Raw genomic sequence first — 21,359 nt, 5'->3', positions numbered from 1 at the left:
CCCGATACGTTCCAATTTCACTACAAGGATTGTGAGCTCATGAACGAGGATCTCATCCGGAAGCCGTCACGGCGGACCGTATTGCAGGTGGCCGCCACCTCTCTGCTGGCCTCGTCGGCCCTGCCCCGGCCCGGCGCGGCGCAGACCAGGGCGTTGACGATCACGACGACCGGCATCCTGAACAATGCGAATCCGTACGCGCATTCCAGCATTCATCTCTATTACATCTGGAGCCAGGTCTACGGCAGCCTGGGTCGCTACAATTACGGCCGCAAGGCCTATGAGGGCGTGCTCGCCGAGAGCTGGGAGGTCGTGGAGCCGACGCGCTGGCGGTTCAGGCTGCGCAGCGATCTCAAACGCCATGATGGCGGCCCCGGCCCGACGGCACGGGACGTCGTGCATTCGTGGCGGCGCATCCTCAGCGACGCTGCCAGCCAGCAGGCGTTCTATCTGACCGAAGTCGAGAAATTCGAGGCGGTGGACGATCGCACGGTGGATATCGTGACGAAGCGGCCGGTTGCGCAGCTTCTCTCGTTCCTTTTCGACCGCTTCGTCGTGACGAGCGCGGACCTCTACGAGAAACATGGCGGCGATGCCGACAAGATCGCGGCCTTCGGCTGGGGACCCTACAAGCTCGAGCGCTTCGACATCGACCGCAGCGTCATCGTGGCCCGCAATCCCTTCTGGCCGAACATGCCCGCGGCAGCGCCCGAGACGGTGGTTTACCGGCTGATCCTCGAGCCCGAGCAACGTGTGACGGCGCTGCTCAACAACGAGGTCCAGATCGCCCGGCTGATCCCCCCGCAACTGGTCGATCGCTTGAAGTCCAATAGCGGCGTCAGGCAAATCGAGACCGGCTCGCTGGAGTGGATGTTCCTCGGGATGAACACCGCCATAAAGCCTTTCGACAACCCGCGCGTGCGGCGGGCCGTCGCCCATGCGATCGACGCCGACCTGATCATCAAGCGGCTCCTGTTCGGCCTCGCCGACCGCATGCAGGGCGCCATCGGCAATTTCCAGGACTGTTTCGGCCCCAGCGCGAACCGCCCGGCCTACGATCCGGGCCGGGCCAAGGCGCTGCTGGCGGAGGCGGGCTTCCCGAACGGTTTCGACGTCGAATTCTCGACGGCAAACGGGCGTTACGTCTCCGATCGTCAGATCGGCGAAGCGCTGGCGCAGATGCTGCGTCAGGTCGGCATCAGGGCCAGGCTGAACACCCCGGATTACGCCAACTTCACCAATGACATCCGGCAGGGCAAGCTGCCGCTCTACTATACCGGCCGGGCTGCGAGCAACGACCAGATCGAGGCGCTGGCGCAGTACTTCGAGACGGGCGGCTCGCGGCGAACCAACTATTCCGACCCCGAGGCGGACCGCCTGTTCAAGGACGTCCGCTCGGCCTTCGGCGTCGAGAAGCAGTGCGCGCTCCAGCGGACGCTGAGCGACAAGCTCTCGCAGGACTCGCCCGTCGTCTTCCTCTGGACACACCGGCTGGTGAACGGCGTGCGCGCCAATGTCGATTGGCCGGCCGACGCGACCGGCGAGCCGTGGCTGACCGACATATCGGTCCGTTAGCGGGCCTTCGCCGTATCCGGCGCCACGCTTGCGGCCTGATCCGCAGCGTTTCGCGGCGCGCAGACCATACCATCCGGCCGATGAAGCCGGCACGCGATCGAGGACCTGATGAGCAACAGACAAAGCGCGCTCGAACGCGCGCGAGGCTATATCGACGACGGCAGCTTCCTGCAGCGCCTGACGCAGCTGGTGGCCTATCAGACGGAAAGCCACCCCCCCGGCCGCAAGAAGGAGTTGGAGCGCTACTGCGCCGAGGGGATCGGACCGATCGTCTCCGCGCTCGGCTTCGAGACCGAGATCCTGCCGAACCCTCTCGACGAGCATGGGCCTGTCCTGATCGCCTCGCGTCACGAGGGCGACGGTCTGCCGACGCTGCTGATCTACGGGCACGGCGACGTCGTGAGAGCGATGCCCGAGCGCTGGAGATCGGATCTGGATCCGTGGGTCCTCAAGGTCGAGGGCGATCGCGTCTACGGCCGCGGCGTCGTGGACAACAAGGGGCAGCACCTTCTGGCGATCGAGGCGCTGCGCGCTGTTCTGGAGGAACGGGGATCGCTCGGCTTCAATGTGAAGATCTTCGTCGAGACCGGCGAGGAAGCGGGCTCCCCGGGGCTGAAGCGCTTCCTGGAACTTCACCGGGAGCGCTGCGCGGCCGACGTTTTCATCGGGCTCGACGGTCCCCGTCAAAGCATGTCGGTGCCGGATATCACGCTCGGGACGCGCGGCGGGCTGGCGCTGGACCTCGTCGTCAACCTGCGGGAGGGATCGCACCATTCGGGGCACTGGGGCGGACTGCTCAAGGATCCGACCGTCATCCTGGCCCATGCGATCTCGGCCATCATCTCACGGGACGGCCGCATTCTGGTGCCCGGCTGGACGCCTGCCTCGGTGCCCGCTTCGGTGACTCAGGCCAGCCGGGCGGTCGTGATCGACGACGCGCCGGGTGCGCTGAAGCCGGACGAAGGATGGGGCGAGCCCGGCCTGACCCGTCCGGAGAAGATCTATGCGTGGAGCAGCGCGATCGTGCTGGCGTCCATCAGCGGACAGCCTGAGGCTCCCGTTCCCGCCGTTCCCGGCTTCGCCAAAGCGCGCATACAGTTGCGGCACACCGTCGACGTTGCCGCCGAGGATGTGGCGCCTGCGTTGCGGCGACACCTGGACAGGCTGGGCTTCACGGAGGTCGAGGTCGTCCCGGTGGTCGAGCGCGACATGTTCCCGCCCTCGAGAACCGACCCGGAAGACGTCTGGGTGCGCCGGATCGCGGATTCCATGACGGAGACGGTCGGGCACGCCCCGAACATTATCCCGAACATCGGCGCCTCCGGCCCGTCCGAATTCTTCCGGAAGACGCTGGGCGTCCCCGTCCTGTGGATCCCGCATTCCTATGGCGGCTGCGGTCAGCACGGTCCCGACGAGCACGGGCTGATTCCGCTGTTCCGGGACGGTCTCGGCATCATGGCCGGCGTGTTCTGGGACATCGGTCTCAACCCTGCTACACGCGCGGAGGCCTGATGGATTTCGCCGATGGTTGCAGACGGCCGGGCAATTGCCACAGGATGGATTTAAGACTAAAGTATCTTCGAGTGAAGTGGAAATCGGTTGTGTGAAAAAATACGACAGAATAACAATCTAGATCAGCTTGATAAACTGTTGAATTGTGGAATTGCTCTAGCTGGAAACAATCCGCCGCAATGTTCGAGATCGCCGAATCACCGCTTACTCAAGGCTGAAGCTGACATGCCGCAACCGTCTTCGCTCAAGGTCGTGCAGGACACCCTCAGCCTGCGCGATCGGACCACGGCAGTCCTGCGCAATGCTATCCTGACGATGCGGTTCAAGCCCGGTCAGCGTATCGTCGAGCGGCAGCTCTGCATCGAGACGGGGGTCAGCAGAACCTGCATTCGCGAATCGATGCGGCATCTTGAGGCCGAGGGTCTCGTGCGGCGCGAGCACAACAAAGGCATCTTCGTGTCGAGCATCACACCCACGGAAGCGGCCGAAATCTACGAAGTGCGCAAGATTCTCGAGCCCAAGATGATGGAGAAGATGATCGGCAACATCGACCCGCAGTTCGGTCAAACCATGAAGACCGCACTGCGGCGAGCTGAATCATGCATCACCATGCCAATGGAATACGTTGCAGCGATCGGAGATGTCATCAAAATTCTCTGGAGCGGCTACAACAATGATACTGCAAAGAACCTCCTGATCTCAATTTTTGACCGGATTTCCTACATCCGGATCATTCTAAGTTTTTCAACGACCGCCGAGCAGAAGATTGATACTATTAAGATTCTCGAAGGTGTAATTGATGCCATCGACCGGCGCGATACTGTTGCCGCACAGGAACGGTACATTCATTATCTCTCTCGTGCGGAGTATACAGTGATCCAAATCATCGAATCGAATACCGAGGCTGACACCTTATGGCCCGCCGTCGGCTGAATCTTGAAGAAGCGGTCGAACTTTTTTCCAGTTCCGGGGGCACGGGCGGAGCGCGCAGTGGCAGGCCCTGGCCGGCCAGATGCCTTGTCTGCTCCTATTCTTCGGATGAATCGCATTGACGTCAGGCAAAATAGCTTTATTGGGAACAATTCTTTACATAGATTTCCGTTATATCTAAGATGTAGTATTTAACACTGAAATAATCTGACCTATTTTTCATTTTTGCTTTAAGAGTCGCGGTGCTCGCTCGTTAAATTCGTTCATACATTATTCCATCGCCGATCTTGAGGCCCGCGCCTTTTCTCTGAGCTATACATAGCGACACGCAAATCACTCTCGCTTTCCACGGGGCGGGAAAGGCCGGCTCTTTCCAACTGGTTCACCGCACTCACGAGGGATGGGCCGACCGCCTTGACCGGCGACCAAGCACGATCTGCGAAATGCCGTCCTGATGATACAGCGCCCATAGATAGGGCCATATTCCTATAATGCGCCTTGCTCCGCGAGCAGCTCCTTGATCTGGTCCCAGGCGCGCCGATTGATGGTCTGAACGAGAAGCCGACGTTCCAAGCTCCGGAATAGAGCGAGTATCTGCCCTCGTCATCCAGCCTCGTCCGGCGCTCCCTGCCGGGGCTTACCCAAAGCCCGGCCCCGTTCTTCTTCATCATCTGTCGTCCTCTCGCCGCCGCCGAATCCGGTTCGCGCATCTACCAAGCTATTCGGAACATTCAGCTTTATTGAAGCCCGGCGCCGAGCTCTCTTCATCTGAAACCGAAACGGCGGCCTCGTGCCAAAACGCTGGAGCAGCATGGTTGACAATGCTCCATTCGCCAATAACTTAGCTAGTATAGCTAAGTTATTGGCCCTCGGCGCGAAATGTCGGATGGATAGGTCCCGCGCCGCCAATCGGCCCAGCCCCTGGCTTTCATCGCAGCGCTGAATACGCGCCTCGTTGAACGATTGTAATTGAAACAAGAATTGATCGGGAGGAACGCATGAAAAAATTAATATCCGCCGCTATCGGATCAGTTCTATGGCTTGGCCTGACTGCGACAGGCGTCACTTCTCAGGAGAATAGGACATACTTCGCACTCGGACCGGCGCGTGCGGTCTACGCCACTCCTGCAAGTTCGGCCAGGATTGCCTTTCTCGTCATCCATCGAACGGCCGATTTCACCACCCATGTCGCGTGCCAGGAGTTGCCGAAGCGCGGCTTCGCGGCGCTGTGCATGAGCACCCGCTTCACGAACAATGAATTCCAGGTGGATTGGGACCGCGTCGCCCTCGACGTGAAAGCAGGAGTCGAGTTCCTGAGGAAACAGGCCGGGATCGAGAAAGTCATCCTCTTCGGCCACAGCGGCGGCGGGCCGACCACGAGTTTCTTCCAGGCGGTCGCGGAAAGCGGACTCGCCTTCTGTCAAGATCCCAAGAAAATCCTACCATGTCGCGACGACCTCGCCGGTCTGCCGAAAGCCGATGCGCTTGTTCTCGCAGACGCGCATCCGGGCGTGCCGGTCATCCTCCTGCGCAGCCTGAACGGCTCCGTGATAGACGAAACGCCCGGCCGATTCGACCCTGCGCTCGATCCGTATAATCCCGCCAACGGCTATAGCCCTGCCGGATCATCCTCTTATTCGGAAAACTTTCAGAAGCGCTACTTCGCGGCGCAATCGGCGCGCATGAATGCGCTCATCGAGTCGGCACGATCGCGGCTCAAGGCCATCCGGGAGGCGCGCGGTCCTTATCCGGACAACGACCTTTTTGCGATTCCGCATGGCGGCAATCCCGGTGCGGGCCCTGGTGGCGCATCCCAGCTCCACAGCCTCGACACATCGATCGCTTTACGGAAAACCCGCGAGCCGCAGAAGCTGCTGCGCAATGACGGTTCGATCGTGAGAGAGATCGTCACCTCGGTGAGTCCTCCCGAGCTTGAGACCAAGGACTCGACGATGCGCTTCAATACCGGCACGAAGATCCTGTCCTTGCAGTCCTTCCTGAGCACGCAAGCTGTCCGCTCCAGCAATTCCCTGGATGGCATCGATCACTGCAGCAGCAACAATTCCACTGTCTGTGCCGTTCGATCGATCCGTGCGCCATTGCTGATCGCCGGCATGGGAGGGTACCTCTTCATTCGTGATTCCGAAGAGGAATACGAGAATGCCGCGAGCGTCGATAAGGACCTCATCTTTATCGAAGGCGCTACGCATGGCTTCACCCCATGCGTAACCTGCGCGAGCACTCCCAATGCCTACGGCAACAGCCTGCGCAATTTCTTCGATTATGTAAAGAAATGGGTCGACGACCGGAAATTTTAAATGGCAGGAAAACTTATGGCTGAAGCAATTCTTCCGCTGGGGCGCTGCAGAACGGCACCGCCCGGCGGTCGAAGAATGAAGCGTCGGGGAAAGAGCGTTTCGTGACGGGTCCACGTCTCAAGCCGCGCCATGGCGAAGGCGTTTGTCGACAGCCAGCAGCGCCATGCTCGCCGTGATCGCGAAGGCCACGATCAGGAGCGTCAGGGCCATGATCAGGTCCGTGTCGTGCAGCCCGATGGCTTGCATGAGAAGAAACCCGATGCCGCGCTGGGACGCGAACATCTCGCCGAGCAAGGTGCCGATCAGCGTCAGGGAGAAACCCAGCCGTAGCCCGGTGAAGATCTCCGGCCGGGCCGCGGGCAGGAGCACCGTCCACGCGCTTTGCCAGCGGCTCAGGCGCAAGGCGCGGGACGTCCGCCCGAGCACCGGGGGGAGGTTGCGCAAGGCGCCGAGGGTGAAGATCGCGATCGGCATGATCCCGTGGAGCGCGCCGAACGCGATCTTGGAAGGCATCCCGATGCCGAAGATCAGCAGGACGATGGGGTAGAGGGTGATCTTCGGCAGGGAGTAGAAGGATACCAGCAAGGGCTCTCCCACCTCCCCGGCGAGCCGGCTCATGCCGAGGCAGAATCCGAGGCCGACCCCGACGACCACGGCGATGCCGAGCGCGAGGGCGAAGGCCCGCATCGTCTCGGCCAGATGGGCCGTGAAGCCCTCCGAGGCGATCAGGGCGGCCGCCTTGCGCAGCGTGTCGAGCGGAGGCCGCAGGGCCAGGTCCCCGATCGCCCAATAGGCCAGCTGCCAGAGCGCGATCAGTGCGAGGATGACGAGGAGGTTGTTCCTGGCGCTCGTCATCACGACCGGCTCCTGCGGCTCAAGAGGCGCTTTTCCCAGGCGTAGAAGAGACCGTTGACGGTTCCGGCCACGAGCAGGACGAACAGGATCAGCGGATACATGATCTCGTTCTCGAAGTTGTTGTAGGCGAAGACGATCTCGTGCCCGATGCCGACGCGGGACATGATGAACTCGGCTCCGATCACCCCGATGAAGGAGTAGGAGACCGCGAGCTTGACGCCCGTCGCGAGATAGGGCCCCGCATGGGGCAGGTAGATGCGCCTGGCGGCTTCCAGCGGGCTCATGCCGTAGACCGCCGCCGTCTTGCGCAGCACGCGCGGGATGCGATCCAGCGCGTTGATCGTGTTCACCACGACCGCGACGACCGCGAGCATGAAGCCGATGACGACCTGGGGCGCCTCCCCCACGCCGAAGATGGCGATCATCAGCGGATAGAACGCATAGACCGGCACGGCGTAATAGGCCGTGAAGAACGGCGCCATCGCGTCGGCCACGGCGCGCGAGCGCTGGACCGCGACCCCTACCGCGCTGCCGACGACGATCGCCGAGGCGCAGGCGATCGCGATCTTGCCCAATGTCTGGGCGATCGCGGGCTGGACGCGACCGGAAAGCAACAGGCGCCAGAGCCCGGCGACCATCTCGCTCGGAGGCGGCGCCACGAAACGCGCGATGATGCCGGTGCGGGTGAGGAGTTCCAGCGCCAAGACGATCGCTGCAATCAGTGCGAGCCTTATGGCTGTCGCCCGCTTCATGTCAGCCGGCCTTCTGCGAGAGCGCCGACATCGACTCGTCGCGCAGGCGGGTCCAGAGCCTCGCGGTGATCTCGCCGAAGCGCGGATCCGCGACGACGCGGCTGTCGCGATCCTTGCCCCAGGGCGTTTCGACGAGGTCGATGATCCTGCCCGGACGGGCCGACATGACGCCCACACGGTCGGCGAGCATCGCAGCCTCGTCCAAGGCATGGGTGATGAGCAGCACCGTCGCCCCGGTTTCCCGCCAGAGCTTGAGGAGTTCCTCGCCCATGATCAGGCGCGTCTGCTGGTCGAGCGCCCCGAAAGGCTCGTCGAGCAGGATCAGGCGCGGGCGCTGGACGAGGGTCCGGGCGATGCAGACCCTCTGGCGCATGCCGCCGGAGAGCTGGGCGGGATAGGCGGCGGCGAAGTCGCGCAGCCCCATGAAGGCCAGGGTGTCGTCGACCCGGCGCTTGACCTCGGCCGCGCCGAGCCCTGCCCGCCGGATGCCGAAGGCGACGTTGTCCGCGACGGTCAGCCAGGCGAAGGAGGCGTCCTCCTGGAAAACGACGCCCACTCCCTCGGGGACGGTCCGGCCGTCGAGCGGCCGCCCCTCGAAGGTGGCGGTGCCGTCCGTGGCGGGCGAGAGCCCGGCCACGATGTCGAACAATGTCGACTTGCCGCAGCCCGACGGGCCGACGACGGCGAAGAACTCTCCCCTGCGCAGGTCGAGGTCGATGGGTCCCAGGGCATTGACCCGGGTCCTGGGATCGGTTCCGAAGATCCGGGTCACTCCGCGCAATCCGACATGGACGGCGGCGTCGGTCGCCGCGACGTTCATTTCAGGACGCGCTCGCCTTCGGGAAGGAAGCTCTCGTCGATCATCCGGCTCCAGTCGATGTCGCCATCCGCAGCTCCGACGAGGATCTGGGTCCGCCACATCTCCTTCAGCCCGGCGAGATCGAACTTGCCCGTGCTCCAGTAGGGCAGCGCCCCCTTCGCGTCGTTCAGGTTCCTGACCGCCTGAAGCGCGACCGGCTGCTCCAGCTTGTAGACCTTCGCCACGATCGCCGCCGCCTCCTCCGGCCGCTCCTTCATGAAGGCGACGGCCTTCGCGCGGCCCGCGATGATCGCACGCAGGAAATCGCCGCGCTTGCCGGCCGCGGCCTGCGTCGTGACGCCGACGACGTTGCTCATCGGGGGGAAGAGCTCGCTCGCCGTCGCGATGACCCGGTATTTTTCGCGATACTTGGAGAGCAGCGGCTCCGTCGCCGGGGCCACGTCGATGGCGCCGAGGTCGAGCGCGACGAGGGCCTCGCCGAGCCCGCCGGTCATGACCAGCTCGACATCGGACGGCTTCAGGCCCGCCTTCTCCACGACCAGCATCGCGAGAGCCTGGCTGACGGATCGCGGGCTGGAATAGCCGAGCTTGCGGCCCTTGATGTCCGCGATCGTCTTGATGGGGGAATCGGTCTTCACCATCCAACCGAATTCGGAGACGGTCTGGACGTTGTTGCTGATGATCTTCAAGGCCGCGCCCTGCCGGATCGCCGTCGCGACGGCGATGGGGCTCACCTCGGCATAGGCGATGTCCCCGGCCAGAAGGTTGCGCACGGTCGTGCCCCCGCCCTGCGAGGACAGGATTCCCGTGACCTTGCCGTCGAAGAAGCCCTTCTCCATCGCCACGGCGAAGGGCATGCCGCTGGCGGAGACCCCGTAGTTGCTGACGACGATCTCCTCGGCGCGCGCCGAGGCCGCGCCCAGGGCGCATGCGGCCAGGGCCAGGGACAGGCATCGCCTGCGCAGTCTGCTCATGAAATGCATCTTTTCCTCCCAGAGTTTCTTGTTTGATGGCTTGCCGGCCGGCGTCAGATCTGGTCCGACCAGTACTCCCAGATGCGCCCGATGACAGCGTCGGTCAGGTTGCTCCGGCTGGAAAGCTCGATCTCGCCGCTCGTCAGCGGCGACAGGGGCGCGATGCTTGCCGCCTGGAGCTGCAGCTCCGCGTTGAGCCGTAGGTGCACGGCGCGGAAAGTCAGCTCGCGGATCGAGCGGCCAGCCACGGTGGCGCCGTGCCGGCGCATCGCGACCACCCAGTTGTCCGCCAGCGCCACGGCGAGGGAGGCGGCCTGGTCCGGCGTGCGCACCAGCAGGTCCGTATCGCCGAATTCGTCGCGGCTGTCCCAGATGGGCACCCGCTGCCCGATCACTGCGCCGAGATGGCAGACCGGGACGATCTCGACGCCGGCGATGCAAAAGGCGACGACCGCGGGCGCGTGATTGTGACAGACGGACATGACATCCGGGCGCGCCTTGTAGATGGCGCTGTGGATCACCCGCTCGGCGTATAGTTTCGCGCCGGTATTGCGCACCGGGCGTCCCTCGAGATCGAGCTCGACCAGATCCGCCCTCTCCACCAGAGCCGGGCTGCGCGAGCGGGAGATGAAATAGCGTTCTGGGTCCAGCGGGTGGCGGGCGCTCACATGCCCGAATCCGTCCAGGACGCCTTCGCGCGCGAGAATCCGGTTGGCCGCGACCAGATCGTCCAGGACGTTTTCCACGTCCCCGTCGCGGCACGGCTCGTCCGCGCCAGCGTCAGAAGCGAGCGCTACGCTCATCTGCAACTTTCTCCTCCCCGAAGCCGATGGCGGCTCCGCATGGCCGGGCAGCGCCTGGGCGGGGCACAGATCGACCGTGATCGTTCTTGTCGGCCCAATTTGCTCCCTCACGAGAGGAGGCACAAAGGCTGTTTCCACCTGGCAGCCAGCGAAAAAACAGCTCGCCAGGGCCGCAGGTCATGTGGCATCGCTTCCCGGGCGCCGCATGCTCCACCAGTCCCGGCGCAACCTCTCAAAGGAAGGGCACCGATCGTGCGGTTCCGCCAACTCGAATGCTTCGAACGCGTGTGCGAGTTCGGGAGCATCACCCGGGCAGCAGCCTGTCTCAACGTCGCTCAGACCGCGCTGGGGCTCCAGATCCGGCAATTGGAGGACGAGATGGGGGTCCCCCTTCTGACCCGGACGAGCCGCGGCGTCCTTCCCACGGATGCCGGCAGGGTCTTCCTGGACTGGGTGCGGCGGACGCTCGACGGACGCCGGGACATAAAGGGCGCGCTCGCCGCGTTTCGCGACGACACGGCTCCCAGGATCGTGACGGTCGGCCTCACGCCGAGCCTTACCCTGCTCATGGGCGCGGACCTGGTTCAAGCGGTCGCGCGATCGCCGTTGAACGTGAGCCTCCGGCTCACCGAGGGCCTCAGCCACGTGATGGTGGCGAGTCTCCCCGCGGGCAAGATCGACCTGGCGTTCGCCTTCAAGCCCGAGACGGGCGGGTCCTATCGATGCTCGCCGCTATTGAGCGATTCCTTGTTCCTGGTGCGCGCCCCGTCCGACGACGGGCGCTCGGAAAGGACCGTATCGCTACGCGAAGCGCTGAGCGACCGCTTCGCGATGCCGGATCGCGAGGACGTTGTCCGCCGCATGGTCGAGGACAGCGCCTCCGCCGAAGGGCTGACCCTGGAGGTCGCTTACGAGGTGCATTCGCTCACCGCCATAAAGCAGCTGGTTTCGCGTGGCCTGGCCTCGGCCATCCTCCCGCTGGGAAGCGTCTACGACGACGTCGCCTCGGGGAGGCTGACGGCCTCACGCATCATGGACGCATCGCTCCAGAGGACCCTCTACGCGATCCGCGCCTACGATATCGACCCCGCCGTAGACGCGCTCCTGGTTTCGACCTTCCTCTCCATCTACCGGGAAAATGCCGGCGCATGGGGGATGGGCGAGGTGTTGATGTTGGCCTAGGACCACCGGAGTTCGGCTTTCGCGCGGCGCTCCATCGGGCGGACGACCGCGGTCAGATCGTCGATCTCCACACCTTCGGATCTGGCGCGGCGGTACGCTTCCAGCGCGCTGCGACAGGTGTCCACAAGTGCGCCGTCGGCCGCAGCCGGCTCGGCCAGGAACAGCTCCAGGTCCTTAATCACGACGTCCAGGCTCGCTCCGAAATCGAAGGAGCCGGGCAGGATATGCGCCGGGACCTTGCCCAGCGTCGCGCTGTTCTGGCCGCTCCCGTTGTTGATCACGTCCAGCATCGCATTGGCGGGCAATCCCGCCCTGGCGCCGACGACCATGGCCTCGCAGGCCGCCACGAGATTGACGAGCGCGATCGCGTTGTTGACGAGCTTCAGCGTCTGGGCGCGCCCCGGGGCGCCATCGACCGCGACGACCTTGCGGCTGTAGAGCGCGATCGCATCGCGGACCTGCGAGAGACATGCAGGCTCGCCCGAGACGATCGAGGTCAACTCGCCCGACCGCGCCTTCGGGGGGCCGCCCGTCACCGGCGCATCCACCGTCTCGACGCCGTGGCGGCCCATCTCCGCGGCCAGCTCCGCGACGAAGAGCGATCCGCTCGTCCCGAGATGGACATAGATCGTCCGCCGTCTGCCGTGCGCCAGCCCCGCCGGCCCCAGCAGCGCATCCCGATGGTGACGCTCGGCGGCCAAGCATGCGAAGACGATGTCGGCACCGTCACCCACCGCCCTCGGCGACGGCGCCGGCCGGATATCGGACGGCAAGCCGTCGAACCGCGCGGGATCTGGATCGAAAGCCAAGACTGGCCCCACCGCTGCCAGCCTCCTCGCGATGGGCGCGCCTAACGACCCCAATCCGAGAAAGCCGATCGCCGGAGCCTGGTCGGAGCGCGCCATTTCAACTACCTCGAAATTACCCGGTGCTGTTCACATCCGGTGCCTGAAAGCTTCAAGAATTTTTTTTTGCTTGCTGCGAGCGATGGATTGACGCCCGGCCTATCCTCTCCGACCTCCGCCATATCGCGTCCGACGCAACATCGGCCTCAGCGAGATCGATGGGATTGCTCAGGGACGAAGGCGGCATGTCTCCTTCCCACAGGATGTGACGGCGTGTACAGATTTGGCTGCCTGCAGGAAGCTTAAAGGCCCTCGTCGGCTAAGTGTTTGATCCCGGTATTTGATGGTGCAGTCTTTTCGCAGAGCTGGAAGGATGCTCCTGGCCGCCAGCTGCCCTGGGGCGGCGTCGGCGACGTCAGAACGCTTCCGGGCACAGCCCGGCCAGCAACGGGCGCAATCCCGGCTTCTGCTCGAGGCCAAATCCCGGAGCATCGGTCGCGCGAACCTCGCCTCCGCCGAGCATGCAGGCGGAAGTGTATCCCCCGAAAGGCTGGAAGACGCCCGGATAGCACTCGCAGCCGCCGAGCCCGAGGCCGAGCACGATATGCAGGTTGATGAGATGCCCGCCATGGGGCACCGCTTGGCTTCGGCGGAAGCCATGTCGTTCCATCAACGCGATCATGCGGGCATATTCGCCGAGACCGTAGCTCAACCCCGCATCCATCTGGAATAGATCCCGGCCGGGGCGCATTCCGCCGAAGAGCAGCAGGTTCTTCGCATCGGCGGCCGAGAACAGGTTCTCGCCGGTCGCGATCGCCCCGTCATAGCGCTCGGCGATGCGGCGGTTCAGGTCGAAGTCGAGCGGATCGCCGATTTCCTCGTACCAGCGCAATCCGTAGGAGCTGATCGCCTGCGCATAGGTGAGCGCGGCATCGAGGTCGAAGCGGCCGTTGGCATCGACCGCGAGCGCCCCGCCCTTGCCCGCCACAGTCAGGGCGGCCTCCATGCGGGCGACGTCCTCCGCGAGGGAAGCCCCGCCGATCTTCATCTTGAATGCCGTGAATCCGAGATCGCGATAGCCCGACAGTTCGTCGCGCAGCCGGCCTGCGCTATCGCCGGGGTAGTAATAGCCGCCGGCGGCATAGGCGCTCGTGCTCGCAGCCGGTCCTGCCCGCCCGAAGGCCCGCGCGATCGCGACGCAGGCCGGCTCGTCGGCGAGCTTGGCGTTGAGATCCCAGATGGCCAGCTCGACCGCCGCGACCGCACCGGCCCGGTCGCCATGGCCGCCGGGCTTCTCGTTGCGCATCGCGACCTTGACGACCTCGGCGGGATCGAAACGGCCGCCCGTCTCCTCGATCAGCATAGCGGGCTCCGCCGCCATCAATCGCGGCACGATGCGCTCGCGCAGGATTCCACCCTGCGAGAAGCGGCCGATCGAGTTGAAGGCGAAGCCGGCGACCGGCCGCCCGTTGCGGACCACGTCCGAGACGACGGCGACGAGCGAGACGTCGTGCTCCGCGAAGCTGACCACGGCGTTGGCGACATCGCCTTGCAGGCGCACGGCGATGTCGCGGATGGCGGTGATGCGCATGCTGCTGCTTCAGCCGATGCGTCCTGCGGTGCCTCTCGGCCTCACTGCCCGGTGACACCGGCCTTCTTGATGACCGGTCCCCACTTGTCGAGCTCGGCCTGGAGATGCCTGCGCAGCGCGTCCGGCGTCGCACGCTCCGCCGAGACGGCTTCCGCACCGAGCTTGCCGAAGCTGTCGCGGACGCTCTTGTCCTTCAGGGCGGCGTCCAGCGTGGCGACCAGCTTGTCGACCACGGGTCTCGGCGTGCCCTTCGGCGCGAACAGCCCGTACCAGATCGAGAGGTCGAAGCCGGGCAGCCCCGCCTTGTCGGCGGTCGGCAGCTTCGGCAGCGCCTTGGCCGGCTCCTTGCCGGTGACGGCATAGGCCTTGATCGTGCCCGCCTCGACATTGGGGACGACGTTGACGATCTGGTCGCAGATGAAGTCGACCTGCCCGCCGATCAGGTCGTTCATCGCCGGTCCGCTGCCGCGATAGGCGACTTGCGTCAGCTTGACGCCTGCCGCATCGGCGAAGAGCAGGCCGCACAGATGCGAGGCCGAGCCGACGCCGGCATGGGCATAGGTGGTCTTCTCGGGGTTCTGCTTCACATGGGCGATAAACTCGGCGAAGCTCTGGGGAGCGAGTTGCTTGCGCGCGACGAAGACCGAGGGCAGCTCGGCGACCAGGCCGACCGGCTCGAAGTCCTTCATCACATCGTATTTCAGGTTCGGGTAGAGGAACGGATTGGTCGCCTGGCTGACATGGATCAGCAGCAGCATATGCCCGTCCGGAGGCGCCGAAGCGACCCGCGCGCTGCCGATCGTGCCGCCGGCGCCGGCGATGTTCTCCACGACGACCTGCTGCTTGAGAGGGCCGCTCATCGCCTGCGCCAGGATGCGCGTCAGCGTGTCGCTCGACCGGCGCACCGGCAAACCCCTCACCGAAGTCGTCGAGAAGCCCGTGCCGCAGGGTGGGGCCGAAGATCCGGCCCGGCTGTCGAAGACCCAGCCGTTCTCGGTCGGCATGCCAGCCTTCGACGGCCTCGATCCCAGCACACCGCTGGGCCTCACCGAGAAGGACATGTGGGGCGCCACGCCCTTCGACCAGCTCTATTGCCGCATCAGGTTCCGGCAGGCGCGCTGGTAAGGGACGATGACGCCCCTCGGCCTCGACAATGCCATCGTCCTGCCCGGATCGCTCGGCGGCAGCAACTGGGGCAGCCTGTCCTTCGATCCCGAGCGCCGGGTCATGGTGGGCAATTGGAACCGGGTGCCGATGTATGCGCGCCTGATGCCGCGCGCCGAGGCGGATGCGAGGGGACTGAAGGCGGCGGACGGACGGCCCGGCATCTCGGTCGGCGGCACGGTCCCGCAGGAGGGCACGCCCTATGCCGCTGAGCTTGCGCCCTTCGTCTCGCCGCTGGGAGCGCCCTGTACCGCGCCGCCCTACGGGATGGTCACGGCCGTCGATCTCAACAGCCGGAAGGTGATCTGGAGCCGCCGCTCCGGCACGGCGGAGGATAGCGGTATCCTCGGCATCCGCTCGCATCTGCCGATCCCGATGGGCATTCCCGGACTTGGTGGCTCGATCATCACCAAGGGCGGCCTCGTCTTCATCGCGGCTTCCGGTGAGCAGTCGCTGCGTGCCCTCGACCTTGGGACCGGTGACGTTCTCTGGAAGGGCAGGCTGCCGGCGGGCGGCAATGCCACGCCGATGACCTATCTGTCGCCGGCAAGCGGGCGCCAGTTCGTCGTGATCGCCGCAGGCGGCCACAACCTCATGCAGACCCAGCCGGGCGATCACATCGTCGCCTATGCGCTGCCGAAGACGCCATAGGATGATCGAAACCCATCATCGGATCTTCTCGGGTCGAGCGACGGCCGAGCGGCGCGGTCCCGACTTGCTCGTGCCGGCCGGAGAAGGCTGAGGCGCCGTGTGGGCAGTGGCTTTGCCGAAGCAAAGCGCAATCTGGGCCTCGAACAGGTCGCCAATGTCGATTGGATGAGACGGGTCAATGACGCCGTTGTGGACCATGCCGATCCACAGTGGAGCGGCGAGCAGATGCGGGTGCCAGACGAGCGAATCCTCCGCGAGCTCACCCCGGTCATGGGCAAGCCGTGCGCACCGGCGGATGTGCTCAATGAAAGGGTTATAGACTTCCCTCCGGTAGATCTCACTGAGGAAGGGAAACTTCATTCCCTCTGCGATCACCAGACGAGCAACCGAAGCACGCCCCCCAGGTTCGATTGCCCGCATCACCGGCAGCAACGTGCGACGCAGATAGTGGGCAACGCCTTCGGCTGGCCCGATCTCCTGATGCTCGGCGTTTCCGAGAGGGTTCGTGATTACGTCACGAACAATACCGGCGAACAGCGCTTCCTTGGTCTCGAAATAGAGATAGGGCGTACCCTTGGCCAGTCCCGCCCGTCGCGCGATTCCTGCCATGGTCGTCGCGGCGAAGCCGCTTTCCAGGAACTCCGCCATCGCGGCTTCGATGATCGCGGCCCGCGTGCGCGCCGTCTTCTCGGGACTCGGGCCGCGCGTGCGGGGCTTGGGCTTCTGCTGTCTTTTGCGTTCGTTCACGGCTTGCCTTCCCTCCCGAGCACCGCCGACGATGGCTTCTTTTAAAATGACTATATGGTCATTTAAGGGTGCGTCAAAGATGATCCGGCGCTTGTTTCCGGAACCAATGGACGAGCCGGTCAGCTTCGCGGCTCACGCAGCCAGACCCGCTGGACGCGTCCCGGGGATCTGGCTCCGGAAGGCACGTCCGCATGCCATTATGGCCTTGATTGCTTCCAATCTGGAATCAATGAACTCCGTCCTGCCCCAATAATCGCAGGCGACGTTTTCGGTCAAATAAGCGGGCATCCTGGCTCACCGACACCGCGAGACCCCGTCATGACCGACCTGCGCACCGCTCCCTATGCCGCCTTCGTCCTGCGCCTCGCGCTGGGCATCCTGTTCCTCGCCCATGCCGGGCTGAAGATCTTCGTCTTCACGCCCTCCGGCACCGCCGGCTTCTTCGGCTCGCTCGGCCTGCCGGGCTGGCTCGCCTATGTCACCATCCTCTGGGAGCTGCTCGGCGCCGCCGCGCTGATCCTTGGCGTGTGGCCCCGCATCGCCGCGCTGGTCCTGATCCCGATCCTGCTCGGCGCCATCTTCACCGTCCATGCCCCGGCCGGCTTCTTCTTCACCAATGCCAATGGCGGCTGGGAATTCCCCGCCTTATGGATCGTGGGCCTCGTCGTGCTCGTGCTGACCGGCGATGGCGCCTACGCGCTGAAGCCCACGCCCGCGGGTATCGACAAGCGCTGAGCCGAACCATCCGGAGAGACCGCCATGGCTGCTTCCCCGGACACGATCCATCATGGGGCCGGGTCGGGCTCGACGTCCCGGGGCCTGTCGCTGGGCCGGGTCGCGCTGACCGTCCACGATCTCGATGGCGTTCGCAGCTTCTACGAACAGACGGTCGGCTTGCATCTCCTGCGCCGGGACGGCGAGACGGCCGAGTTGGGCGTCGGCAACGACGTGCTGGTGGAACTGCGCCGGGATCCGTCGGCGCGGCGCCGGTCGCCGCGCGAGGCGGGCCTGTTCCACACCGCCTTCCTGCTGCCGGCACGCGCGGACCTCGGACAATGGGTCAGGCACGCGGCCGCGATCCGGGCGCCGCTGGTCGACGCCTCCGACCATGCCGTCAGCGAGGCGCTCTACCTCTCCGACCCGGAAGGCAACGGCATCGAGATCTACGCCGACCGCCCGGCCTCGAGGTGGCGCTGGAAGGACGGAATGGTGGAGATGCCGAGCGATCCGCTTGACGTCGCGGACCTCGCGGCCAGCGCCGGCGACGGCACCTGGTCCGGCTTCCCGGAGGGCGCAAGCGTCGGCCATGTCCATTTGCAGGTCGGCGCCATCGCGCCGGCCGAGGCCTTCTATGCGGGCGTGCTCGGCCTCGCCATCACCTGCCGCTATCCCGGTGGCACCTTCTATGCCGCCGACGGCTATCACCATCACATTGCGACCAACATCTGGAACAGCCGCGGGGCGGGCGAGCGCAGCTATCCCTCGACCGGCCTGGCCGAGATCCAGATCCGCCTCGATCCGGCGCGGACCGAAGCGGTGCGACAGCGCGCGGGCGACGCGGCGAGCGTGACAGCGGCCGGCATCACGCTGCGCGATCCGTGGGGAACGCCCGTCGCGCTGGTCCTGCGCTAGACGAAAGGCCGCGGGCCAGCCGGGTCCGTGCGGAGAAATGGATATTCGACAATGCTCCTGAATGGAAAATGGACGCAGGACTGGCAGCCGGTCCAGGCGACCGATGCGAAAGGCGGCTTCGTGCGGCAGGTCTCGGGCTTCCGCAGCTGGGTCACGCCGGATGGCGGCGCCGGGCCGACGGGCGAGGCCGGCTTCAAGGCCGAAGCCGGCCGCTATCACCTCTATGTCGCGCTGATCTGCCCCTGGGCCTCGCGCACCCTGATCGCACGCAAGCTCAAGGGACTCGAGGATGTCGTCTCGGTTTCCGTGGTCGAGCCGGCCCTGACCGATCAGGGCTGGCGCTTCGGGGACGATCCGGGGACCGGCCCGGATCTACTGAACGGCGCCACCTATCTGCACGAGATCTACACGAAGGCCGACCCGGACTATACGGGGCGCGCCACCGTTCCGGTCCTCTGGGACAAGACGCGCGGAACGATCGTGAACAACGAATCCGCCGAGATCGTGCGGATGTTCAATGCCGGCTTCGGCGAGCTGGCGCGCGCCGACATCGACCTTTGTCCGGCCGATCTGCGAGCCGGCATCGATGCGCTCAACAAGCGCATCTATCCGCGCCTCAACAACGGCGTCTATCGCGCCGGCTTCGCCACGACGCAGCTCGCCTATGAGGAAGCCTTCCGCGACGTGTTCGGCATGCTCGACGAACTCGAGGCGTGGCTCGCGGGCACGGGTCCCTTCCTCTTCGGCGACCGCTTCACGGAGACCGACATCCGGCTGTTCGTCACGCTGGTGCGGTTCGACGTGGCCTATTACGGCCTGTTCAAGTGCAACCTGCGTCGCCTTGCGGACTATCCGTCCCTTAGCGCCTATCTCCTGCGCGTGCTCGACGTACCGGGCGTGCGCGAGACGGTGAATATCGACCACATCAAGCGCGGCTACTATTCGATCAAGGCGCTTAATCCCACCGGGATCGTTCCCCTCGGCCCCGATGTGCCTGGCCTCGACCCCGTCGCCCGCCGCCTGGCCGAGGCGGCGGGACCGCCGGCACAGGCCCGGGGAGGGCAATATCGATGAGCCGCTCGCTGGTGATCTTCCTGCATGGCGTCGGCAGCCGCGGCGCCGATCTCACGCCGCTTGGCGAAGCCGGGCGTGATGTGCTGACCGACACGGACTTTGCCGCGCCCGATGCGCCGTTCGCGTTCGATCAGGCGAGCGCGGGGCGTCAGTGGTTCAGCATCCGGGGCGTGACGGAAGAAAATCGCCCGGGCCGGGTCGCGGGCACCCGTGAAGCCTTCGACGGGACCCTCCGCAATATTGTCGCGGCCCACGGCCTCGATGGACATCCCGGCCGGGTGGCACTGGTCGGCTTCTCGCAAGGCGCGATCATGGCGCTCGACGCCTTGACTTCGGGGCGCTGGCCGGTCGCTGCGGTCGTCGCCTTCTCCGGGCGCCTCGCTTCGCCGGAGCCGTTGACGCCGTCGCCCGCCACCAGAGCACTCCTGGTCCATGGCGACGCCGATCCGGTCATGCCGCCGCGCGAAAGCGAGGTCGCCGCCAGGCGGCTCCGCAACGCGGGCGTCGAGGTCCGCCACCATCTCCTGCCGGGGCTCGGCCATACCATTTCCGGCGATGGCGCCGCGCTCGCCCTGACCTTTCTCGCCGACGCCTTTCGCGCGCGCTCCAGATCATGATTGGGCGCTCTTGTGGACGCGGCATGGCAGGACTAGAAATGAACGCGCATTCAATTTTGCTTGGCCGAGCATCATCACGCCCGGTACGGGCTCCTCTGAGGTCAACGATGCGTCGTATCACGATGACGGCGGGCGTCAGAGCTGCGGAGGAATCTTGCCTTGATTACACGAATCTGGCTCGTGCTTCTCGGCGCGGTCGTCATGGCCGCCGGACTGTTTTTCCTGGCTGGCGGAGGATATCTTCTCTGGCTGGGAGGCAGCTGGTACTTCCTGACCGCCGGCATCGTGCTCATCGTCGCCGGCCTGCAGATATTCCGCGGTCGCGCATCGGGCGCCGCTCTCTTCGGGCTCGTTTTCCTCGCCACCGGCATCTGGGCTATCTGGGAAGTCGGCTTCCAGTTCTGGCCGCTGGTGTCGCGCCTGTTCGCCATGGCGGTCGGAAGCCTCGTGATCGCTGCGTCGGTTCCGCTCCTGACGCGGGACGCCATCCAGCGCCGGACCGGCTACGGGGCGGCGATCGTGCTCGCAATCGGCATCGTCGCAACGACGGTCAGTGCCTTTTCGCCCAAGAACATGATCGCGCCCAATGAGGCGGCGGTGCCCGCGGCGCCGGCGGCCACATCTGCTCCTGCGACCGATTGGGCCGCGTGGGGCGCCAACAACGCCGGCACGCGCTTTTCCGCGCTCGGCGACATCACGCCGGAGAACATCGGCCAGCTCAGGGTGGCCTGGACGGCTCATACCGGCGAGACGCCGCAGAGCACCGGCTCGGGCGCGGAGGACCAGAACACGCCGATCCAGATCGGCGACAGCCTGTTTGTCTGCACGGCCTATGGCACGGTCCTTTCGCTCGACGCCGACACCGGCGCGGAGAAATGGCGCTACGTGTCGGGCGGCACTGTCCCATCCTGGCAGCGCTGCCGCAGCGTCGCCTATTACGATGCGACGACAGCGGCCCGCGTGACGCCGCTCCCCGATGGGGCCGATGCAACCGTCAGCCCGCGCCGCATCTTCGTGCCGACGGTCGACGCCCGCCTGATCGCCCTCGACGTCGACACCGGCAGGCCGGCCGCCAATTTCGGCGACAACGGCATCGTCGACCTGAAGGTCGGCATGGGCGAGGTCAAGCCCGGCTACTACCAGCAGACCTCGACCCCGCTGGTGGCCGGCAATCTCGTCATCCTCGGCGGCCGCGTCGCCGACAACAACGAGACCGGCGAGCCGCCCGGCGTGGTGCGTGCCTTCGATGCCGTCACCGGCCAGCTCGTCTGGGCCTGGGATCCGGGCAACCGGCCGTCACCCGCGAGCCGCTCTCGC

18 protein-coding genes and 2 pseudogenes are annotated in these 21,359 nt (G+C 65.3%); 11 read left to right on the top strand and 9 right to left on the bottom strand.

Features of this window, described 5'->3' with window-relative positions; translation table 11 throughout:
- Positions 1-39 precede the first annotated feature (39 nt).
- The 4 genes from ACWH43_RS04405 to ACWH43_RS04390 all read left to right on the top strand — a co-directional run bounded on the left by ACWH43_RS04405 (position 40) and on the right by ACWH43_RS04390 (position 6,335).
- Positions 40-1,575, top strand: coding sequence for an ABC transporter substrate-binding protein (locus ACWH43_RS04405; protein WP_260348699.1), 1,536 nt, complete (start codon positions 40-42; stop codon positions 1,573-1,575).
- Between the two features lie 108 nt (positions 1,576-1,683).
- Positions 1,684-3,087 carry a M20/M25/M40 family metallo-hydrolase gene (locus ACWH43_RS04400; protein ID WP_260348703.1) on the top strand — a complete coding sequence of 468 codons (1,404 nt, stop codon included), beginning with the start codon at positions 1,684-1,686 and terminating at the stop codon, positions 3,085-3,087.
- Between the two features lie 225 nt (positions 3,088-3,312).
- Positions 3,313-4,020 carry a GntR family transcriptional regulator gene (locus ACWH43_RS04395; RefSeq protein WP_260348705.1) on the top strand — a complete coding sequence of 236 codons (708 nt, stop codon included), beginning with the start codon at positions 3,313-3,315 and terminating at the stop codon, positions 4,018-4,020.
- A gap of 995 nt (positions 4,021-5,015) precedes the next feature.
- Entirely contained in the window at positions 5,016-6,335 is a 1,320-nt protein-coding gene (locus tag ACWH43_RS04390; RefSeq protein WP_260348706.1) for an alpha/beta hydrolase family protein, read from the top strand.
- A 117-nt stretch (positions 6,336-6,452) separates the two neighbouring features.
- On the opposite strand, the gene ACWH43_RS04385 is transcribed toward ACWH43_RS04390, so the two are convergent.
- The 5 genes from ACWH43_RS04385 to ACWH43_RS04365 are packed head-to-tail and all read right to left on the bottom strand — an operon-like array spanning position 6,453 to position 10,539.
- Positions 6,453-7,190: an ABC transporter permease gene (locus tag ACWH43_RS04385; RefSeq protein WP_260348713.1), complete on the bottom strand. Its 738-nt coding sequence runs from the start codon at positions 7,188-7,190 to the stop codon at positions 6,453-6,455.
- Positions 7,190-7,942 (bottom strand): ABC transporter permease, encoded by a 753-nt coding sequence (locus ACWH43_RS04380; protein ID WP_260348721.1) that lies wholly within the window; start codon positions 7,940-7,942, stop codon positions 7,190-7,192. The genes ACWH43_RS04385 and ACWH43_RS04380 overlap by 1 nt, the downstream gene beginning before the upstream one ends.
- Before the next feature lies 1 nt (position 7,943).
- Positions 7,944-8,762 (bottom strand): ABC transporter ATP-binding protein, encoded by an 819-nt coding sequence (locus tag ACWH43_RS04375; protein ID WP_260348727.1) that lies wholly within the window; start codon positions 8,760-8,762, stop codon positions 7,944-7,946.
- Positions 8,759-9,736, bottom strand: a complete 978-nt coding sequence (locus ACWH43_RS04370; RefSeq protein ID WP_260348735.1) for an ABC transporter substrate-binding protein — start codon at positions 9,734-9,736, stop codon at positions 8,759-8,761. The genes ACWH43_RS04375 and ACWH43_RS04370 overlap by 4 nt, the downstream gene beginning before the upstream one ends.
- A 53-nt stretch (positions 9,737-9,789) precedes the next feature.
- On the bottom strand, positions 9,790-10,539 hold the full coding sequence (locus ACWH43_RS04365; RefSeq protein ID WP_260348737.1) for a class II aldolase/adducin family protein: 750 nt from the start codon (positions 10,537-10,539) through the stop codon (positions 9,790-9,792).
- Positions 10,540-10,791: 252 nt separating this feature from the next.
- Between ACWH43_RS04365 and ACWH43_RS04360 the strand changes: the two genes are divergently transcribed.
- Positions 10,792-11,721 carry a LysR family transcriptional regulator gene (locus tag ACWH43_RS04360; protein ID WP_260348741.1) on the top strand — a complete coding sequence of 310 codons (930 nt, stop codon included), beginning with the start codon at positions 10,792-10,794 and terminating at the stop codon, positions 11,719-11,721.
- Here ACWH43_RS04360 and ACWH43_RS04355 read toward each other — a convergent pair.
- The 3 genes from ACWH43_RS04355 to ACWH43_RS04345 form a co-directional block, all read right to left on the bottom strand.
- Positions 11,718-12,626 carry an NAD(P)-dependent oxidoreductase gene (locus ACWH43_RS04355; RefSeq protein ID WP_260348747.1) on the bottom strand — a complete coding sequence of 303 codons (909 nt, stop codon included), beginning with the start codon at positions 12,624-12,626 and terminating at the stop codon, positions 11,718-11,720. The two genes, ACWH43_RS04360 and ACWH43_RS04355, sit on opposite strands and share 4 nt — an antisense overlap.
- A 355-nt stretch (positions 12,627-12,981) precedes the next feature.
- The gene (locus ACWH43_RS04350) at positions 12,982-14,157 is read right to left on the bottom strand and encodes an enolase C-terminal domain-like protein (RefSeq protein ID WP_260348748.1); all 1,176 of its coding nucleotides are present in this window, start codon (positions 14,155-14,157) and stop codon (positions 12,982-12,984) included.
- A 41-nt stretch (positions 14,158-14,198) separates the two neighbouring features.
- A complete protein-coding gene (locus ACWH43_RS04345) occupies positions 14,199-15,017 on the bottom strand; it encodes a tripartite tricarboxylate transporter substrate-binding protein (protein ID WP_260348751.1) in 819 nt (272 codons plus the stop codon).
- Between ACWH43_RS04345 and ACWH43_RS04340 the strand changes: the two are divergent.
- Positions 14,977-15,972, top strand: a pseudogene (locus ACWH43_RS04340) (hypothetical protein). The gene ACWH43_RS04345 and the pseudogene ACWH43_RS04340 sit on opposite strands and share 41 nt — an antisense overlap.
- A 15-nt stretch (positions 15,973-15,987) precedes the next feature.
- Here ACWH43_RS04340 and ACWH43_RS04335 read toward each other — a convergent pair.
- Positions 15,988-16,719 (bottom strand): TetR/AcrR family transcriptional regulator, encoded by a 732-nt coding sequence (locus ACWH43_RS04335; RefSeq protein ID WP_260348764.1) that lies wholly within the window; start codon positions 16,717-16,719, stop codon positions 15,988-15,990.
- 318 nt (positions 16,720-17,037) lie between these two features.
- On the opposite strand from ACWH43_RS04335, the gene ACWH43_RS04330 reads away from it, so the two are divergent.
- From ACWH43_RS04330 to ACWH43_RS04310, 5 genes and pseudogenes are all read left to right on the top strand, one after another.
- Positions 17,038-17,454, top strand: a complete 417-nt coding sequence (locus ACWH43_RS04330; RefSeq protein WP_260348767.1) for a DoxX family protein — start codon at positions 17,038-17,040, stop codon at positions 17,452-17,454.
- Positions 17,455-17,478: 24 nt separating this feature from the next.
- The gene (locus ACWH43_RS04325) at positions 17,479-18,351 is read left to right on the top strand and encodes a VOC family protein (RefSeq protein ID WP_260348771.1); all 873 of its coding nucleotides are present in this window, start codon (positions 17,479-17,481) and stop codon (positions 18,349-18,351) included.
- A 51-nt stretch (positions 18,352-18,402) separates the two neighbouring features.
- A complete protein-coding gene (locus ACWH43_RS04320; RefSeq protein WP_260348779.1) occupies positions 18,403-19,425 on the top strand; it encodes a glutathione S-transferase family protein in 1,023 nt (340 codons plus the stop codon).
- Positions 19,422-20,042 (top strand): alpha/beta hydrolase, encoded by a 621-nt coding sequence (locus ACWH43_RS04315; RefSeq protein ID WP_260348784.1) that lies wholly within the window; start codon positions 19,422-19,424, stop codon positions 20,040-20,042. Before ACWH43_RS04320 ends, ACWH43_RS04315 begins: the two co-directional genes overlap by 4 nt.
- A gap of 201 nt (positions 20,043-20,243) precedes the next feature.
- A pseudogene (locus tag ACWH43_RS04310) lies at positions 20,244-21,281 on the top strand (membrane-bound PQQ-dependent dehydrogenase, glucose/quinate/shikimate family); the annotation flags it as partial.
- Between the last annotated feature and the right edge of the window lie 78 nt (positions 21,282-21,359).

It is taken from the genome of Allobosea minatitlanensis, from assembly GCF_964020775.1.
The sequence above is the reverse complement of the archived record's forward strand: the minus strand, read 5'-3'. Positions and strand labels throughout refer to the sequence as shown.

What these genes read in the sequence shown, in the direction of transcription:
- ACWH43_RS04320 (WP_260348779.1), top strand. Translation starts at nt 18,403, where the DNA reads ATGCTCCTGAATGGAAAATGGACGCAGGACTGGCAGCCGGTCCAGGCG.
- ACWH43_RS04380 (WP_260348721.1), bottom strand. Translation starts at nt 7,942, where the DNA reads ATGAAGCGGGCGACAGCCATAAGGCTCGCACTGATTGCAGCGATCGTC.
- ACWH43_RS04350 (WP_260348748.1), bottom strand. Translation starts at nt 14,157, where the DNA reads ATGCGCATCACCGCCATCCGCGACATCGCCGTGCGCCTGCAAGGCGAT.
- ACWH43_RS04405 (WP_260348699.1), top strand. Translation starts at nt 40, where the DNA reads ATGAACGAGGATCTCATCCGGAAGCCGTCACGGCGGACCGTATTGCAG.
- ACWH43_RS04355 (WP_260348747.1), bottom strand. Translation starts at nt 12,626, where the DNA reads ATGGCGCGCTCCGACCAGGCTCCGGCGATCGGCTTTCTCGGATTGGGG.
- ACWH43_RS04395 (WP_260348705.1), top strand. Translation starts at nt 3,313, where the DNA reads ATGCCGCAACCGTCTTCGCTCAAGGTCGTGCAGGACACCCTCAGCCTG.
- ACWH43_RS04400 (WP_260348703.1), top strand. Translation starts at nt 1,684, where the DNA reads ATGAGCAACAGACAAAGCGCGCTCGAACGCGCGCGAGGCTATATCGAC.
- ACWH43_RS04385 (WP_260348713.1), bottom strand. Translation starts at nt 7,190, where the DNA reads ATGACGAGCGCCAGGAACAACCTCCTCGTCATCCTCGCACTGATCGCG.
- ACWH43_RS04370 (WP_260348735.1), bottom strand. Translation starts at nt 9,736, where the DNA reads ATGAGCAGACTGCGCAGGCGATGCCTGTCCCTGGCCCTGGCCGCATGC.
- ACWH43_RS04330 (WP_260348767.1), top strand. Translation starts at nt 17,038, where the DNA reads ATGACCGACCTGCGCACCGCTCCCTATGCCGCCTTCGTCCTGCGCCTC.
- ACWH43_RS04315 (WP_260348784.1), top strand. Translation starts at nt 19,422, where the DNA reads ATGAGCCGCTCGCTGGTGATCTTCCTGCATGGCGTCGGCAGCCGCGGC.
- ACWH43_RS04325 (WP_260348771.1), top strand. Translation starts at nt 17,479, where the DNA reads ATGGCTGCTTCCCCGGACACGATCCATCATGGGGCCGGGTCGGGCTCG.
- ACWH43_RS04375 (WP_260348727.1), bottom strand. Translation starts at nt 8,762, where the DNA reads ATGAACGTCGCGGCGACCGACGCCGCCGTCCATGTCGGATTGCGCGGA.
- ACWH43_RS04365 (WP_260348737.1), bottom strand. Translation starts at nt 10,539, where the DNA reads ATGAGCGTAGCGCTCGCTTCTGACGCTGGCGCGGACGAGCCGTGCCGC.
- ACWH43_RS04345 (WP_260348751.1), bottom strand. Translation starts at nt 15,017, where the DNA reads ATGAGCGGCCCTCTCAAGCAGCAGGTCGTCGTGGAGAACATCGCCGGC.
- ACWH43_RS04390 (WP_260348706.1), top strand. Translation starts at nt 5,016, where the DNA reads ATGAAAAAATTAATATCCGCCGCTATCGGATCAGTTCTATGGCTTGGC.